General features: G+C 68.4%; 14 protein-coding genes. 10 read left to right on the top strand and 4 right to left on the bottom strand.

Translation table 11 applies throughout. The annotated features are described in order from the left end of the window. Window positions 1-5 precede the first annotated feature (5 nt). From ABL843_RS23365 to ABL843_RS23405, 9 genes are all read left to right on the top strand, one after another. Window positions 6-3,086, top strand: coding sequence for a pilus assembly protein (locus ABL843_RS23365; RefSeq protein WP_418117505.1), 3,081 nt, complete (start codon window positions 6-8; stop codon window positions 3,084-3,086). Between the two features lie 20 nt (window positions 3,087-3,106). Continuing rightward, window positions 3,107-3,622 carry a GspH/FimT family pseudopilin gene (locus ABL843_RS23370; RefSeq protein ID WP_126023410.1) on the top strand — a complete coding sequence of 172 codons (516 nt, stop codon included), beginning with the start codon at window positions 3,107-3,109 and terminating at the stop codon, window positions 3,620-3,622. 144 nt (window positions 3,623-3,766) lie between these two features. Further along, complete coding sequence (locus tag ABL843_RS23375; protein ID WP_126023409.1) at window positions 3,767-4,591, top strand: DUF6502 family protein; 825 nt, start codon at window positions 3,767-3,769, stop codon at window positions 4,589-4,591. Continuing rightward, window positions 4,588-5,955, top strand: a complete 1,368-nt coding sequence (locus ABL843_RS23380; RefSeq protein ID WP_418117506.1) for a DUF5666 domain-containing protein — start codon at window positions 4,588-4,590, stop codon at window positions 5,953-5,955. Before ABL843_RS23375 ends, ABL843_RS23380 begins: the two co-directional genes overlap by 4 nt. An 85-nt stretch (window positions 5,956-6,040) precedes the next feature. Further along, a complete protein-coding gene (locus ABL843_RS23385) occupies window positions 6,041-7,333 on the top strand; it encodes an FAD-dependent oxidoreductase (RefSeq protein ID WP_418117508.1) in 1,293 nt (430 codons plus the stop codon). Window positions 7,334-7,468: 135 nt separating this feature from the next. Beyond that, window positions 7,469-8,185 (top strand): DUF3348 domain-containing protein, encoded by a 717-nt coding sequence (locus tag ABL843_RS23390; protein WP_418117509.1) that lies wholly within the window; start codon window positions 7,469-7,471, stop codon window positions 8,183-8,185. Continuing rightward, complete coding sequence (locus tag ABL843_RS23395; RefSeq protein WP_418117511.1) at window positions 8,182-10,815, top strand: DUF802 domain-containing protein; 2,634 nt, start codon at window positions 8,182-8,184, stop codon at window positions 10,813-10,815. Before ABL843_RS23390 ends, ABL843_RS23395 begins: the two co-directional genes overlap by 4 nt. Continuing rightward, window positions 10,812-11,468 (top strand): OmpA family protein, encoded by a 657-nt coding sequence (locus tag ABL843_RS23400; protein ID WP_418117512.1) that lies wholly within the window; start codon window positions 10,812-10,814, stop codon window positions 11,466-11,468. Before ABL843_RS23395 ends, ABL843_RS23400 begins: the two co-directional genes overlap by 4 nt. Next, window positions 11,461-12,159 (top strand): DUF2894 domain-containing protein, encoded by a 699-nt coding sequence (locus tag ABL843_RS23405; protein WP_418117513.1) that lies wholly within the window; start codon window positions 11,461-11,463, stop codon window positions 12,157-12,159. Before ABL843_RS23400 ends, ABL843_RS23405 begins: the two co-directional genes overlap by 8 nt. Here ABL843_RS23405 and ABL843_RS23410 read toward each other — a convergent pair. From ABL843_RS23410 to ABL843_RS23425, 4 genes are all read right to left on the bottom strand, one after another. Further along, complete coding sequence (locus ABL843_RS23410) at window positions 12,156-12,710, bottom strand: C40 family peptidase (RefSeq protein WP_418117514.1); 555 nt, start codon at window positions 12,708-12,710, stop codon at window positions 12,156-12,158. The two genes, ABL843_RS23405 and ABL843_RS23410, sit on opposite strands and share 4 nt — an antisense overlap. 134 nt (window positions 12,711-12,844) lie before the next feature. Next, window positions 12,845-13,132, bottom strand: a complete 288-nt coding sequence (locus ABL843_RS23415; protein ID WP_125946996.1) for an HU family DNA-binding protein — start codon at window positions 13,130-13,132, stop codon at window positions 12,845-12,847. 196 nt (window positions 13,133-13,328) lie between these two features. Then, complete coding sequence (locus tag ABL843_RS23420; protein ID WP_418117515.1) at window positions 13,329-13,598, bottom strand: hypothetical protein; 270 nt, start codon at window positions 13,596-13,598, stop codon at window positions 13,329-13,331. 100 nt (window positions 13,599-13,698) lie between these two features. Further along, the gene (locus ABL843_RS23425; protein WP_418117516.1) at window positions 13,699-14,325 is read right to left on the bottom strand and encodes a DUF938 domain-containing protein; all 627 of its coding nucleotides are present in this window, start codon (window positions 14,323-14,325) and stop codon (window positions 13,699-13,701) included. A gap of 205 nt (window positions 14,326-14,530) precedes the next feature. On the opposite strand from ABL843_RS23425, the gene map reads away from it, so the two are divergent. After that, on the top strand, window positions 14,531-15,277 hold the full coding sequence (gene map / locus ABL843_RS23430) for a type I methionyl aminopeptidase (RefSeq protein WP_418117517.1): 747 nt from the start codon (window positions 14,531-14,533) through the stop codon (window positions 15,275-15,277). Window positions 15,278-15,283: the final 6 nt, after the last annotated feature.

Below are 15,283 nucleotides of genomic sequence, written 5' to 3' on the forward strand. Positions count from 1 at the left end.
GCACCATGATCCGGAAACTTCTCGCTTCGCTGTGGACGGCCGCCGCGCTCACCGCGTTGACGGCGCTGCCGGCGGGCCCGGCCCACGCCGAGGACATCGATCTCTTCGTGGGCTACAACCCCAGCGCGGCGCAGGCGCCGAACGTGCTCTTCGTGCTGGACAACACGGCCAACTGGAACCAGCCCTTCACCGCCGAGATGACCGCGCTCGCCTCGGCCTTCGAAAGCCTGAAGGCCAACAAGTTCAAGGTCGGCCTGATGATGTTCACCGAGACCGGCCAGGGCAACTCCAACTCCGACGGCGGCTACGTGCGCGCAGCGGTGCGCACGCTGGACGACGGCACCAAGATCAAATACGGCGCGCTCATCCGCAGCCTCGACAAGCTCGGCGACAAGTCCAACGGCGGCAAGGCCGGCAAGACCATGGCCGAGGTCTACCGCTACCTGGCCAGCGGCACGCCGATCGCGGGCAACGGCAAGGTCAAGGCCGACTACAGCGGCAACACGAGCGGCACGGCGGCCTCGAAAGCCATCTACGCGCTCACGCGCAACGCGCTCAGCGGCTTCTCCGCCACCACCTACGTCGGCCCGAGCACCGAGAACTGCACCGGCACCTACGTCATCTACATCAGCAACGGCGCGGCGCAGGACAACACCAGCGACAGCCAGACCTCCAACGCCGCCCTGCGCGCCGCGGGCGGCGACACCACGCAGATCGCCCTGAGCCCCAGCGGCTCGCAGGACAACACGGCCGACGAATGGTCGCGCTTCCTGCAGACCAGCATGGGCGTGAAGGTCTACACCATCGAGGCCGCCAAGGCGACCGGCGGCCAGGGCCCGGGCTGGACCTCGCTGCTCAAGAGCATGGCCACCCAGAGCAAGGGCGAGTACTACGACATCTCGGCCAAGCCCGACCTGGGCAGCGCGCTCGGCGCGGCGCTGGACGACATCTTCAGCAAGATCCAGTCGGTCAACAGCGTGTTCTCCTCGGTGAGCCTGCCGGTGAGCGTGAACACCCAGGGCACCTACCTGAACCAGGTGTTCGTGGGCATGTTCCGCCCCGACCAGGATGCCTTCCCGCGCTGGAACGGCAACCTCAAGCAATACAAGCTCGGGCTGGACAGCAGCAACCAGCTGATCCTGCAGGACGCGGCGGACAACAACGCGGTGAACAACCAGACCGGCTTCGTGGCGCCCTGCGCGCGCAGCTTCTGGACGCCCGCGCCCAGCGATACCGACCTGTACTGGAGCTTCCGGCCCTCCGGCGACTGTCTGGGCAAGGAAGCCGCCGACAGCCCCGACGGCAACGTGGTGGAAAAAGGCGCGCAGGGCTACATGCTGCGGCGCATGGTCGTCGCCAACCGGAACATGAAGACCTGCACGCCGGGCAGCTGCACGGCCCTCACCGCCTTCGCCGACGGCAACGCCGCCATCACCAAGGCCGCGCTGGGCGTCACCGCCGACACCGACCGCACCACGCTCATCAACTGGGCGCGCGGCCTCGACAACAAGGGTGACGAGCGGCCCGACGCGCAGGGCAATCCCGTCACCTCCAACTCGATGCGCCCCTCGGTGCACGGCGACGTGGTGCACTCGCGGCCGGTGGCCATCAACTACGGCACCGACGCCGCGCCGCAGGTGGTGGTGTTCTACGGCGGCAACGATGGCGTGCTGCGCGCCGTCAACGGCAATCGCACCGACGCCATCGGCTCGGCCGCCGCGGGCGACGAGCTCTGGTCCTTCATGCCGCCGGAGTTCTACGGCAGCATCAAGCGGCTGTACGACGACACCACGCGCATCAACTTCCCCGGCCTGCCGGTCACCATCGGCGCGGTGGCGCCCAAGCCCTACGGCATGGACGGCCCCGTCTCAGCCTATCGCCAGGGCAGCACCGCCTGGCTCTACGCGAGCATGCGTCGCGGCGGCCGGCTGATCTACGCCTTCGACGTCTCCTCCGCCACCGCGCCCACGCTGAAGTGGCGCAAGGGCTGCCCCAACCAGGGCGACGACACCGGCTGCGACAGCGGCTTCGAGGGCATCGGCCAGACCTGGTCGGCTCCCAAGGTGATGCGCGCAAGCGGCTACGGCGGCGGCAACAGCCCGCTGCTGATCTTCGGCGGCGGCTACGACAAGTGCGAGGACGTCGACACCAACAGCGCAGTCCAGGCCTGCGGCACCGCCGCCAAGGGCAGCGGCATCTACGTGCTCGACGCCGACACCGGCGCGCGGCTGCAGATGTTCCCCACCGCGCGGCCGGTGGCCGGCGAGGTCACCGTGGTCACCGATTCGCTCGGCATCGCGCGCATCGCCTACGCGGCCGACCTGGGCGGCAACGTCTATCGCATCGCGCTCGGCAGCGGCGCACCTTCGGCCTGGACGATGACGCAGATCGCCTCTCTAGGCTGCGACACCGTCACCACCTGCACACCCAACCGCAAGTTCATGTTCGCGCCCGACGTGGTGGAGGACAACGGCGCCTTCGTCATCCTGCTCGGCTCGGGCGACCGCGAGAAGCCGCTGCGCTACTACAACGTCGCACTCGGCGTGGCCAACCGCTTCTACATGCTGGTCGACAAGCCCACCGACAGCACCTGGCTGAGCAGCGAAACCAGCAACTGCGGCGCCGGCAACGGGCTGCTGTGCCAGGCTTCGCTGCTGCCGATCACCGACACCTCCACGCCGACCTCCTCCGACCTTGCCACCAAGAAGGGCTGGTACCTCGCCCTTGCCGCCGGCGAGCAGGTGGTGACCAGCTCGGTCACCGCCTACGGCGTCACCACCTTCAACACCCACACGCCGAGCAACCCGAACACGCAGACCTGCCGCGCCGACCTCGGCACCGCGCGCGTCTACAACGTGTCGTACGTCAATGCCGCGCCCCAGGGGCCCGGCGGCCGCTTCCAGAACGTGGTGGGCGGCGGCCTCGCGCCCTCGCCCGTGGTGGGCCGCGTCCAGCTCGACAACGGCACCATGCGCGACGTGGTGATCGGCGCCAACCCCGACTCATTCCTGAGCCCCAAGGGCACCTCGCCCAAGGCCGCGTTCAAGCAGCCCAAGGGCCGGGTCTACTGGTTCATCCAGAAGTGAGCCCCTGGAGCACCGGCAGCATGCGCAACCGCCCCCGCACCGCCCGCGCGCGTGGCTTCACGCTGATCGAGCTGATGGTCACCGTGGCCGTGCTGGTGGTGCTCGTCGCCATCGCCGTGCCTTCGTTCGATGGCATCCGGCTTTCCATGCGCCTGAGCAACTACGCCACCTCGCTGGTGGCGGGCAGCCAGCTCGCCCGCAGCGAGGCCATCAAGCGCAACGCGCCGGTCACCCTCTGTGCCTCGGCCAACGGCAGCAGCTGCAGCACCAACGGCCAGTGGGAAGCCGGCTGGATCGTGCTCAGCGGCACGCAGGTGCTGCGCGCGGAAAGCGCCGCGGCCACGGGCTACCTGCTGCGGGAAGCGGGCGGCGCGAGCGCCATCGTGTTCCAGGCCACCGGCGTGGGCGCCAGCCAGAGCCGGATCACCATCTGCCGCAGCACCCCGAGCGCCAACCAGTCGCGCGCCGTGAGCATCAGCGCCACCGGGCGCACCAACATCACGAGGTCGAACGACGGTACCTGCACCGCGACCTAGCCGCCCTCCGCATACCCCGGAAAGGCCATCTTCGCGGACGAACGACAATAGCCAGCTGCGAAGGAGCCCGGACGGCGGCCCGGCCCCCTTCCCCATCCTTCCTCTTGTCCCGCACGCACAGAACCAGGAGCAACGACCGCATTCATGGAACACCGGCTGGATTGGGCCCTTGCCGCCTGCGCTCGCATCCTTCGTCCGGTGGTCCGGCTGGCGCTCGCCATGGGCGTCAAGCACCCCCACCTCGAAGAGCTGCTGCGCGACCTGCTCATCGAGGAGGCGCAGCGCTCCTGGCGCCAGCAGGGCGTGAAGCGGCCCAACCTCAGCCAGATCTCGGTCACCACCGGCCTGAACCGCAAGGCCGTCACCGCCAAGGTCCGAGCCACCGTCGATCCCCTGCCCCACACCGAACTCTCGGCCGCCGCCAAGACCTTCACGCTCTGGCTGCAGATGACGGTCGAGAACGAGGACCTGCGCCGCATTCCGGTCACCACCGAGGACGAGGCGCCCTCCTTCGAGCGCGTGGCCCGGCTGGCCAGCCGCGGCAACATCCACCATCGCACCATCCTGGATGAGCTGGTGCGCCTGAACATGGTCGCGGAAGGCAACGGCACCGCCGAGCTCATGGCCGACGGCTTCGTGCCGGTCGAAGACCTGCAGTCGATGCTCGCCTTCCTGGGCGACAACGGCCGCGACCACCTGCTGGCCGCCGTCTCCAACACCCTGGGCGAAACGCCCCGCATGCTGGAGCGCTCGGTGTACGCGCGCGGCCTCACGCTGGAAGATTGCGAGAAAATCCAGCTTCTCGCGCGCGAGCGCTGGACCGCCCTGCACCACGAACTGGCCCGCGAGATGACCGAGGCCGTCGATCGCGCGCCCGCCGACAGCAAGGCCCGCATCCGCGTCGGCATCTATACCTATTACGAAGACGACGAAGCCGCGCAGAAGAAGAGCGGGCCGCCCTCACGATGAACACGATCCTGACCCTCCCGCGTTCCTTCCGGCTCGCGCAGCGCCTCCTTCGCGGCCTGCTGCTTGCGGGCGGCATGGCCATGCTTCTTTCTTGCGGAGGCGGAGGCGGCGGCGGTGGCGCAGGCAGCGCGTCCGGCCTGGGCGTTGCAGGCGTATCCGGCTCCGGCACCACCACGGAAACGGGCGGTGGCGGCGACAGCGGCGCCTCCGGCGGGTCCAGCGGCAATGCAGGCAGCGGCGGCGACGGCACCAGCACCGCGGGCAACACCAACGGCGACGGCTCCGGCGTGGGTTCCGGCGGCACCGGCGTGAGCGCGGACGCGGCCGGCATCGGCGCGGCGGACGGCCTGGGCAGCATCATCCTCAACGGCCTGCGCTACAACACCGACAGCGCCGCCTTCAGCCTCGAAGACACCAGCGAACTGCAGATCGGCATGAGCGCGCGCGTCGCCGGCAAGGTCGACGCCGACTTCACCAGCGGCGTCGCCACGCAGGTCGTCTCGGCCGCCGAGCTGCGCGGCGCCGTCTCCGCCATCAACCTCGCGGACGGCAGCTTCACCGTCATGGGCAGCCGCGTGACCACCGACACCGCCACCGTCTGGGGCGACGCCGGCGGCCCGGCCGACCTGCGCGACGGCGCGGTGATCCAGGTCTGGGGCCTGCCCGCCTCGCCGGGCACGCTGCGCGCCACGCGCGTGCACATCGCGCCCGCCTCCGCCGAGCCGCTGGCGACCGGCACCGTGCAGAACCTCGACCTTGTCGGCCGGCAGTTCACGCTCGGCCTGCTCACCGTCGACTTCGGCCCCGGCGTCGACACCGCCAGCCTGGCCGAAGGCGCCATCGTCCGCGTGCGCGGCACCGTGGCACCGGTGGCAGGCCGCTTCACCGCCACCACGGTGAAGGGCTGGTACGCCATCCCCACCGCCGACGGCATCGCGCTGCAGCTCGCGGGCGTCGCCACCGACTTCGCCTCGCTCGGCGACTTCCGCGTGCTCGGCAACAAGGTCGACGCGCGCAACGCGCAGATCACCGGCGGCCCGGCCGGCTCCATCGGCAACGGCGTCAAGGTCGAGGTCGACGGTTTCCTCTCGGGGCAGGTACTCGTGGCGAAGAAGCTGCGCATCCGCTACGTGCCCGGCACGGGCGGGCCGGCGTCCTTCACCGTGATCGGCCCGGTCTCCGGCTACCAGTCGCGTTCCGACTTCATCGTGCGCGGCCAGCACGTGAACGCCGGTGACTCCGCTACCATCTTCGAAAACGGCACCGCCGCGGACCTGGGCAACGGCAAGCGCGTGACAGTCGTCGGAGACCGCGTGGTCGACGGCGTGCTCATCGCCCAGCGCGTCACCTTCGCGCAGCCCTGAGCCGGGCTGGGCCCGGTACACCGGGCGGCGCCGCGCAACACAGGCCACGTCGTCCGCGGCGCGACCGGATCGATCGATCGGAGCCATGGAAACGCCAACCGCCCAAGCGAGCGCATCCCCGACGCCACGCTGCTGCATCGCAGGTGGTGGCCCTGCCGGCATGGTTCTGGGCCTGCTGCTGGCCCGTGCCGGCGTGCCGGTGGTCGTGCTGGAGAAGCATCTCGACTTCCTGCGCGACTTCCGCGGCGACACGGTGCACCCGTCCACGCTCGAAATCCTCCACGAACTGGGACTGCTCGACGCCTTCCTGCAGCGCCCCCACGACCGCGTGGACGAGCTGCGCGCCAGCTATGAGGGCCGCGCCGTGCCGGTGGCCGACTTCACCCACCTGCCCTCGCACAGCAAGTTTCTCGTGCTGATGCCGCAGTGGGAGTTCCTGGACTTCATGTACGACGAGGCCCGGCGCTACCCTGGCTTCGAGCTGTGGACCGACGCCGAGGCCATCGGCCTGCTGCAGGAAAGAGGCCGCGTCAACGGCGTGAAGGTGCGTCGCGACCGCCGCGCCGGCCAGCCGCGCGAGGTCGAGCTGCATGCCTCGCTCGTGGTGGCCGCCGACGGCCGGCATTCCGCGCTGCGCGACGCGGCGGCGCTGCCGCACATCAGCTACGGCGCGCCCATCGACGTACTGTGGATGGCCGTTCCGAGGCTGGCCAGCGACCCCGACGCCACCGCGGGCCACATCGCAGGCGGCCACATCCTGGTGACGCTGAACCGTGGCGACTACTGGCAATGCGCCTTCGTCATACCCAAGGGCGGCCACGATGCGCTGCAGGCGCGGGGCATGGCCGCCTTCCACGAAGAAATCGGCCGAATCGCGCCCTTCCTCGCCGAAAGGCTGCCTTCGGCGCTGCCCGACTGGGATTCGGTGAAGCTGCTCGAAGTGACGGTCGACCGGCTCGAAAGCTGGTCGTGCCGTGGCCTGCTGTGCATCGGCGACGCCGCGCATGCGATGTCGCCCGTGGGCGGCGTCGGCATCAACCTCGCGGTGCAGGACGCGGTGGCTGCCGCCAACCTGCTGGCCCCCGCCCTGGCCGGCGAAGCGACCGACAAGGAAATCGACGCCCTGCTGCCCCAGCTGCAGCGCCGCAGGGAGTGGCCGGTGCAAGTCACCCAGGCCGTGCAGCGCTTCATACAGGACCGCGTGCTCATGGCCGTGCTCGACGGCGCGGCTACGGCCAGGCCGGGGCGTCGTCTGCCCTTGCCGCTGCGGCTGCTGGCGCGCTGGCCGCTGCTGCGCCGGCTGCCTGCAAGGGCCGTGGGGCTGGGCGTGCGGCCGGAGCATGTCCGGTCGCCGAATTCGCCGCGCACGCCCCAATGAAAACGGCGCTGAAAAACTGGCATTTCGTTACACAGCCGGCGTCCTGAGCTGCCGTCCGGAGGGGCCCGGACAAAGGGCGCTGTTGTAGACTGCCGGGTTTTTCGAAGAGGCGCGTTCAGGCGGATCCAGGAGGTTATGGGGCAAGTTTTCAAGCGCTCAGGTTTCAACGGCTCGGCGCTCATTCGCTTGCTTTCCCGACTGGCCGAGGCTGACGTCCGCGAACCCGCAAACCCCACCGCCGACCGGCTGAGCCAGTGGTTCGGCTGGACCGACGCCATCTCGCTTTCAGCCGCGCTCGACGGCACGCCCGCAACGGCGCAGACCAGCATTCGCGCTCCCCGCAACACCGAAGAAAGCGAATGCAACCGCGTGAAAAGCGCGCTGGCCAACGCCATCGTCGAAGACAACACCTTCGGCGCCGGCAAGGACGCCACTTCGGACTTCGCCCCCTACCGCCGCCGCTACCTCGCCCGGCAGCAGGCCATGGAAGCCGGCGTGGGCTCGCTGCGCAGCAGGCTGCGCTCGGCCATGGCTGCCAGGTCGCCTGCCATGGCGCGGCTGGCCTCGGTCGACGTGGTGATGGCGCAAGTGCTGGAAGCGCGCGAGCACAGCCTGCTTTCGGCCGTGCCGGGGCTGCTGGAGCGGCATTTCGAGCGCCTGCGCAAAGCGGGCGAAGCGCCGGCAGCGGAAGAAGCGCAAACGCCGGACGCCGCCGCCCCGCCCCCCGACGCATGGCTGGACGTGTTCCGCAAGGACGCGCAGGACGTGCTGCTCGCCGAACTTGATTTTCGATTCCAACCGGTCGAAGGGCTGCTCGATGCCCTTCGCACCCAGGCCACCAGGACCCCATGACCCGATTCCTTCAATACGCTGTGTTTGCCGCCGGCCTGGCCGTCGTCGGCTGGGTGGGCGCCGGATACATCGGCACCAACACGCTGGCGCTGGCCGTCACCTTGATCGTCGGCGCCTTCTACATCATGGGCGCGCTGGAGCTGCACCGCTTCCAGCAGGCGACCGCCACGCTGACCGGGGCCGTCTCCGGCCTGTCCGCCCCGCCCGACAACCTGGGCGCATGGCTCGACCGCCTGCATCCCTCGCTGCGCAACGCCGTGCGCCTGCGCATCGAGGGCGAGCGCGTGGGCCTGCCCGGCCCGGCGCTGACGCCGTATCTCGCCGGCTTCCTGGTGCTGCTGGGCATGCTGGGCACCTTCGTCGGCATGGTGGTCACGCTCCGAGGCACCGGCATCGCGCTCGAAAGCTCGACCGACCTGCAGACCATCCGCGATTCGCTCTCGGCCCCCGTCAAGGGCCTCGGCCTGGCCTTCGGCACCTCGGTGGCCGGCGTGGCCGCATCGGCCATGCTGGGCCTGGCCTCGGCCCTGAGCCGCCGCGAAAGGCTGCAGGCCGCGCAACTGCTCGACACGAAGATCGCCACCGTGCTGCGCGTCTTCTCGCAGACGCACCAGCGCGACGAATCCTTCAAGCTGCTGCAGCAGCAGGCCCACGCCATGCCCGAACTGGTCGGCCAGCTGCAGGCCATGATGCTGGCGATGGAGCGGCAGAGCCAGGCGCTGAACGAGCGCCTCGTCGCCGGCCAGGACAGCTTCCACAGCAAGGCCGAAACCGTCTACGGCAACCTCGCCGCTTCCGTCGACCAGTCGCTGAAGCACAGCCTGACCGAGAGCGCGCGCGTCGCGGGCGCGGCGATCCAGCCCGTGGTCGAAGCCACCATGGCCGGCATCGCACGCGAAACCGTCGCGCTGCACGACACCATTTCGAAGACGGTGCAGCAGCAGCTCGACGGCCTCTCCGGCCGCTTCGAGGCCACCACCACCCACGTGGCCGACACCTGGAAGAGCGCGCTCGTCGAGCACCAGCGCACCAGCGAAGCGCTGGCCGGCGACATGCGCGGCTCGCACGACCAGTTCGCCCAGAGCTTCGAGCAGCGCTCGACCGCGCTCGTGGACGCCGTGTCCGCCCGCCTCGAAAGCGCCGTCGGCAAGGTCTCCAGCACCTGGGACAGCGCCCTGGCCCGGCATCAGCAGGTCAGCGAGAAGCTCTCCGGCGATGCGCATCAGGCCCTGTCGACCGCTGCGGCCGCCTTCGAACGGCACTCCGCATCGCTGCTTCAATCCGTCGATCAATCGCACGCGAAGTTGCAGGCCGAACTGGCATCGCGCGACGAACAGCGCCTTGCCGCCTGGACCCAATCGCTCACCGCCATGGCCGCATCGCTGCAGCAGGAATGGCAGCAGGCCGGCACGCACAGCGCAGGCCAGCAGCAGCAGCTTCTCGACGCCATGACGCAGACCGCGCGCGACATGACGGCGCAGACCGAAGCGCACGCCAAGAACACCATCGCCGAAATCGCGAAGCTGCTGCATGCCGCATCGGAAGCGCCGCGCGCCGCGGCCGAGATCGTGTCGCAGATGACGCTGCGCGACGAACAGCGCCTCTCGGCCTGGACGCAGTCGCTCGCGGACATGACCGCGTCGCTGCGCCAGGAGTGGCAACAGACCGGCGAGCACAACGCGAGCCAGCAGCAACAGCTGCTCGACACCATGGCGCAGACCGCTCGCGAGATGTCGGCCCAGAACGAAGCGCACGCGAAGAACACCATCGCCGAGATCGCGCAACTGCTGCAGGCGGCGGCCGAAGCACCGCGCGCCGCTGCCGAGATCGTGTCGCAGATGACCTCTCGCGACGAACAGCGCCTCTCGACCTGGACGCAGTCGCTCACCGACATGGCAGCCTCGCTGCGCCAGGAATGGCAACAGGCCGGCGAGCACAGCGCGAGCCAGCAGAAGCAGCTGGTCGACACCATGGCGCAGACCGCGCGCGAGATGTCGGCCCAGTCCGAAGCGCATGCGAAGAGCACCGTCGCCGAAATCGCCCAGCTGCTGCAGGCCGCAGCGGAAGCGCCGCGCGCCGCGGCCGAAGTGATCACCGAACTGCGCCAGAAGCTCGCCGACGGCATGGCACGCGACAACGCGATGCTGGAAGAGCGCAGCCGCATCCTCGAAACGCTCTCCACCCTGCTCGACGCGGTGAACCACGCCTCCACCGAGCAGCGCACCGCCATCGACACGCTGGTGTCGGCGTCGGCCGAGATGCTGGAGCGCGTGGGCAGCCGCTTCACCGAAAGGGCCGATGCCGAGTCCGAGAAGATGGCCTCCGTTGCCGCGCAGATCACCGGCAGCGCCGTCGAGGTGGCCAGCCTGGGCGAAGCCTTCGGCCTCGCGGTGCAGCTCTTCAGCCAGTCGAACGACAAGCTCGCGGGCCACCTGCAGCGCATCGAAGGCGCGCTGGGCAAGTCCATCGCGCGCAGCGACGAGCAGCTGGCCTACTACGTCGCGCAGGCGCGCGAGGTGATCGACCTGAGCATCATGTCGCAGAAGCAGATCGTCGAAGACATGCAGCAGATCGCCAACCGGCAGCAGCAACTGCAGCATCAACAAGCGCCCGCGGACAGCGAAGCATGATCCGCGACGACATCGAGGCCGGCTTCGACGAACCGGGCGTGCCCGTGTGGGCCGTGTTCGGCGACCTCATGGCCGGCCTGCTCGGCGCCTTCGTGCTGATACTGGTGTGCGCGATCGGCATGCAGCTCGAACTCGCTTCGAAGCTGGAAACCGAAGTCAAGCAACGGCAGGCCGAAGCCAAGCGCCTGCAGACGCTCGAGCAGGCCCTGGCCGCGCCGCTCGCGGCGGGCCGAGTGACCCTGAACAACGGCCGCATCGGCATCAGCGGCAACGTGCTCTTCGCCTTCAACTCCGCAGAGCTGCAGCCCGAAGGCCGGCAACTGCTGAAGAGCCTTGCAGCGCCGCTGACCAGCTACCTCAAGTCGCGCGACGAGATCCTGATGGTGAGCGGCTTCACCGATGACCGGCAGATGCGCGACAACGCACGCCAGTTCGCCGACAACTGGGAGCTCTCGGCCCAGCGCGCGCTGACCGTGACGCGCGCGCTGATCGAATCCGGCGTTCCGTCGTCGTCGATCTTCGCGGCTGCGTTCGGCTCCGAGCAGCCCGTCGCATCGAATGCCGACGCCGACGGCCGGTCGAAGAACCGGCGCGTGGAGATGGCGCCCACGCCGCGCCCCTCCAGCAGCGCGAACGCGAAGCCCCGTGACTGAGGCCGAAGGCAGCGAAGCCGCACGCGACATCGGCGCGATGGTCGCTGCCGCCCTCGCGCGCGGCGAGCAGCGCTTCGACCCCGTGCGCTTCCGCTTCATCGAAGCGATGGCGAAGCGTGCCACCGCGCATGGCGGCGAGGCGCGGCGCATGCTGGACGACAAGGTGGCGACGCTTCTTGCGGCATACGACGAGGATCGTGCGAAGGCTCAGCCCACAAGCACGGCGGAGCAGAAAACCGCTGCAGAGCCCAGTCCGTTCGCGGAACTCGCCGAACATATCGCGCGCCATGCACCGATGCTCGGCAATGCCCCGGCTGCCCCTGCTGCTGCAGCAAAGGCCGGAGCCACCACCAAGGCCTCTGCTGCGCCTGCCGCGCCCGAACTCAAATCGATCCGCTACTTCCAGAGCACCTGGTCCAAGCTCAGCGCCGACCGGCGCCTGACGCAGTCGCTGTCGAAAGTGCCCGAGAACGCGGGCCCGCTCAACTCGCACCACCTCGTGCACCGCTCGCTCACGCTGATGCACAACCTGTCGCCGGAGTACCTCAACAGGTTCATGGCGTATGTCGATGCGCTGTCGTGGGTCGACCAGCTGAACGCCGGCAGTGGCGCTGCTGCAGCCGCACCAGCGAGCGCGACAGGCTCACGCGGCGAGCCCGCGAAGAAGAGCAGCAGAAGCAAGTCCGGCTAAGGCCTGCGCGCCTGCACCGTCTGGCGCGACCAGTACACGCCGTCAAGCCGATCGAGCCGCACCACGCCGCCAGTCGAAGGCGCATGCACGAAGCGGCCACCGCCCACATAGATGCCCGCATGCGAGGGCGTGGACGAGCCGAAGAGCACGAGATCGCCGGTGCGAAGCTCCGACACCGGCACCGGGCTGCCGAAGCCCGTCATGCGCGCCACCGTCCTGGGCGGCGATTCGCCCACGCTGTTGAGATACACGTAGCCGATGAGGCCGCTGCAGTCGAAGCCGCCGTCGGGCGTGTTGCCGCCATAGCGGTACGGGGTGCCGACAAGGCCCAGCGCGTGGATCGCGATGCTGTTCGATTGCTCGGGCGTGAGCGAGCTGCTGACCGCGGGCCCTGTCGGGCCACCCTGCCGCGGCCCCGAGGGGCCAGCACAGCCCACGATGAGAAGGCAGAACCCGATCGAAGAGAGAAGACGCAGCAGCCAGCGCTGCAATGCGGGGGAAGAAGAAAAAGAAGTCGGCGTTGTCGGCACAGCAGGCGCGTGGTCGTGCATGTCGGAGGGCTGGGCTTGTGAACGTGCACAAACTCTAGCGCGGAATGCCGCGGTTTCCTGAAGATGCCGACCCTCCGCGGCCCGCACTGCTGCGCGGGCGCCACGGAGGGAATGAGGGAAGGAAGACGGAAGGCTTACTCGGCCGCAGGCGCGTTGACCGCGTCCTTCAGCGCCTTGCCGGCGGTGAACTTGGGAGCCTTGCTGGCCTTGATGGTCATCTTCTCGCCCGTCGAGGGGTTGCGCCCTTCACGCTCGGGGCGGCTGGCAACGGCGAAGGTGCCGAAGCCGATCAGTTGCACCGTGTCGCCCTTTGCCAGGGCACGCGACAGGTTGTCGATGGCGGAGTCGAGCGCGCGAGCGGCATCGGCCTTGCTGAGGTTGGTGTCCGTGGCGATGGCGGCGATGAGGTCGGTCTTGTTCAAAACGGATGGTCTTTCTTGCTTGGATCAAACGGTGGAAAAAACGGTGGCGCGAATGCGCACCGGGCTTGAATGTAATCGCGCTCGCGGGAAGCGTTGGAGCGCCGATGCGTTTCAAAAGTGAAACATCGTGATCGATGCGCGGGGGTGGGCGAAACTTCGGCAGCTGTTGGCAAAGCAGACAGCCACCAATTGCCCGTCAGATCTCGCTGCTCTTCTTGCTGCGTCTCCGCCGATACAGCCAGTTGCCGATGAATCCACCGACGACAACACAAAGGGCCTGCACGAGCAGCGCAATCATGAAGGCATCGGAGAGGTCGTACTCGCTGCGCGCCATGTTCATCTCGTACCAATGGCCCATCGCGACGAGCATGAAATTGGAGATGAGCCCAAGCAGCAATCCACCGCCGGCAATGAAAAGAAATCGAAGCCCTGCGTGCATGGCACGCGCTTGCGTAAACGTCGACACTGAATCCTCCCTGAAATTGTTGGGGCATTGTTCACTCTTCTGAGGCCTCAATCACAGATCAAGCAGGCTACCCGACTCCCAGGAATTGCCAGTGAAGCATTCAGGGCAGACCGAACACCAGCAGCAGATTGTTCGCAGGCATCACGTACCTCTCCCGCAACACAAGCCCCACCCGCTGCGCCTCCGCAGCCACATCCTCAATACGCCGTATCCCCCACGCAGCATTGCGCCCACGCAAGTCCTCATCGAACGCCAGATTGCTCGGCGCCGTAGCCACTCCATCCTCGAAGTAAGGCCCATACGTGACCAGCACCCCACCAGGACGCAGATGCCGCGCAGCCCCTTGCATCAGGCCGACGCATGCGGCCCAGGGCGCGATGTGGATCATGTTCGCGCAGTAGATCGCGTCGAACCTCTCATCTCCTTCAGCGAAGGCGAATCCCTGCGACGGCCACCGGGATGCCGTCACGTCGAGCAGAAGCGGCGCGCGAAGGTTGGGCAACGCGGCCTGCTCGATTCGGGCGGCAATCCCAGGCAATGCGCGCGCATCGGCGTCGGTAGGCTGCCAGGTCCATCCGCTCAACGCCGAGGCGAACGAGACGGCATGCTGGCCGGTGCCGGACGCGATCTCCAGCATCGCACCCTGTTCGCCGAGGATGCCGCTCAGTGCATCGAGGATGGGCTGCTTGTTGCGTTCGGCGGCGGGGCTGTGGGGAAGGTCGGGCATTTGGGAAGGCACCTGAACGGGGTGGATGGGAGCGAGTACGCCGGAGCGAGCAAGAATATTCGAATGACTGGCGAAGATGCCCGGAAATTCGATGCGGCATATAACAATGCACTCCAGCCGCCCCGCTCCATCGCATCGACGGGCCCCTGCCCGGCGGGCCATCCATCGTCAGCCCGCACCCATCTTTCACAAGGACCCGACAGACATGACCATCGAAACACAAGACGACGTCATCGCCCTCAAGCGCATCGGCCGCATTGTTTCGCTGACGCTGCAGCGCATGCTCGACGCGGCGGAGCCCGGCATGACCACGCGCGAGCTCGACCTGATCGGCCAGCGGCTGTTGGAGGAGCACGGTGCGCGGTCGGCGCCGAAGCTCACGTACAACTTTCCGGGCTCGACCTGCATCAGCATCAACGAAGAGGCCGCGCACGGCATTCCCGGTGACCGCGTCATTCGCGCCGGGGACGTGCTGAACGTCGACGTGTCGGCCGAGCTCGGCGGCTACTTCGCCGACACCGGCGGAACCACCATCGTGCCGCCCACCACCCCGCAGAAAACCCGCCTGTGCCACGCCACCCGCACTGCGCTGGCCGAAGCGATGAAGACCGCCCGGGCCGGGCAGCCGATCAACCGTATCGGCGCCGCCATCGAGCGCACCGCAAAGGCCTACGGCTTCAAGATCATCGAGAACCTCGCGAGCCACGGCGTCGGCCGCGCGCTGCACGAGGAGCCCGAGCACATTCCGGGCTACTTCGATCCTTCGGACACGCGCACGCTGCACGAAGGCATGGTCATCACCATCGAGCCCTTCCTGTCGACCAAGAGCCGCATCGTCACCGAGGCTTCCGACGGCTGGACGCTTGCGGGCGTGAACGGCAACCTGTCGGCGCAGTACGAGCACACGATGATCATCACCAAGGGCGCGCCCATCGTCGTCACGACGCATTGATCGATG

Origin of the sequence: Variovorax sp. 350MFTsu5.1 (assembly GCF_048302515.1) — a bacterium.
Taxonomy (GTDB): Bacteria; Pseudomonadota; Gammaproteobacteria; order Burkholderiales; family Burkholderiaceae_C; genus Variovorax; species Variovorax guangxiensis.

What these genes read in the sequence shown, in the direction of transcription:
- ABL843_RS23365 (WP_418117505.1), top strand. Translation starts at nt 6, where the DNA reads ATGATCCGGAAACTTCTCGCTTCGCTGTGGACGGCCGCCGCGCTCACC.
- ABL843_RS23370 (WP_126023410.1), top strand. Translation starts at nt 3,107, where the DNA reads ATGCGCAACCGCCCCCGCACCGCCCGCGCGCGTGGCTTCACGCTGATC.
- ABL843_RS23375 (WP_126023409.1), top strand. Translation starts at nt 3,767, where the DNA reads ATGGAACACCGGCTGGATTGGGCCCTTGCCGCCTGCGCTCGCATCCTT.
- ABL843_RS23380 (WP_418117506.1), top strand. Translation starts at nt 4,588, where the DNA reads ATGAACACGATCCTGACCCTCCCGCGTTCCTTCCGGCTCGCGCAGCGC.
- ABL843_RS23385 (WP_418117508.1), top strand. Translation starts at nt 6,041, where the DNA reads ATGGAAACGCCAACCGCCCAAGCGAGCGCATCCCCGACGCCACGCTGC.
- ABL843_RS23390 (WP_418117509.1), top strand. Translation starts at nt 7,469, where the DNA reads ATGGGGCAAGTTTTCAAGCGCTCAGGTTTCAACGGCTCGGCGCTCATT.
- ABL843_RS23395 (WP_418117511.1), top strand. Translation starts at nt 8,182, where the DNA reads ATGACCCGATTCCTTCAATACGCTGTGTTTGCCGCCGGCCTGGCCGTC.
- ABL843_RS23400 (WP_418117512.1), top strand. Translation starts at nt 10,812, where the DNA reads ATGATCCGCGACGACATCGAGGCCGGCTTCGACGAACCGGGCGTGCCC.
- ABL843_RS23410 (WP_418117514.1), bottom strand. Translation starts at nt 12,710, where the DNA reads ATGCACGACCACGCGCCTGCTGTGCCGACAACGCCGACTTCTTTTTCT.
- ABL843_RS23425 (WP_418117516.1), bottom strand. Translation starts at nt 14,325, where the DNA reads ATGCCCGACCTTCCCCACAGCCCCGCCGCCGAACGCAACAAGCAGCCC.
- map (WP_418117517.1), top strand. Translation starts at nt 14,531, where the DNA reads ATGACCATCGAAACACAAGACGACGTCATCGCCCTCAAGCGCATCGGC.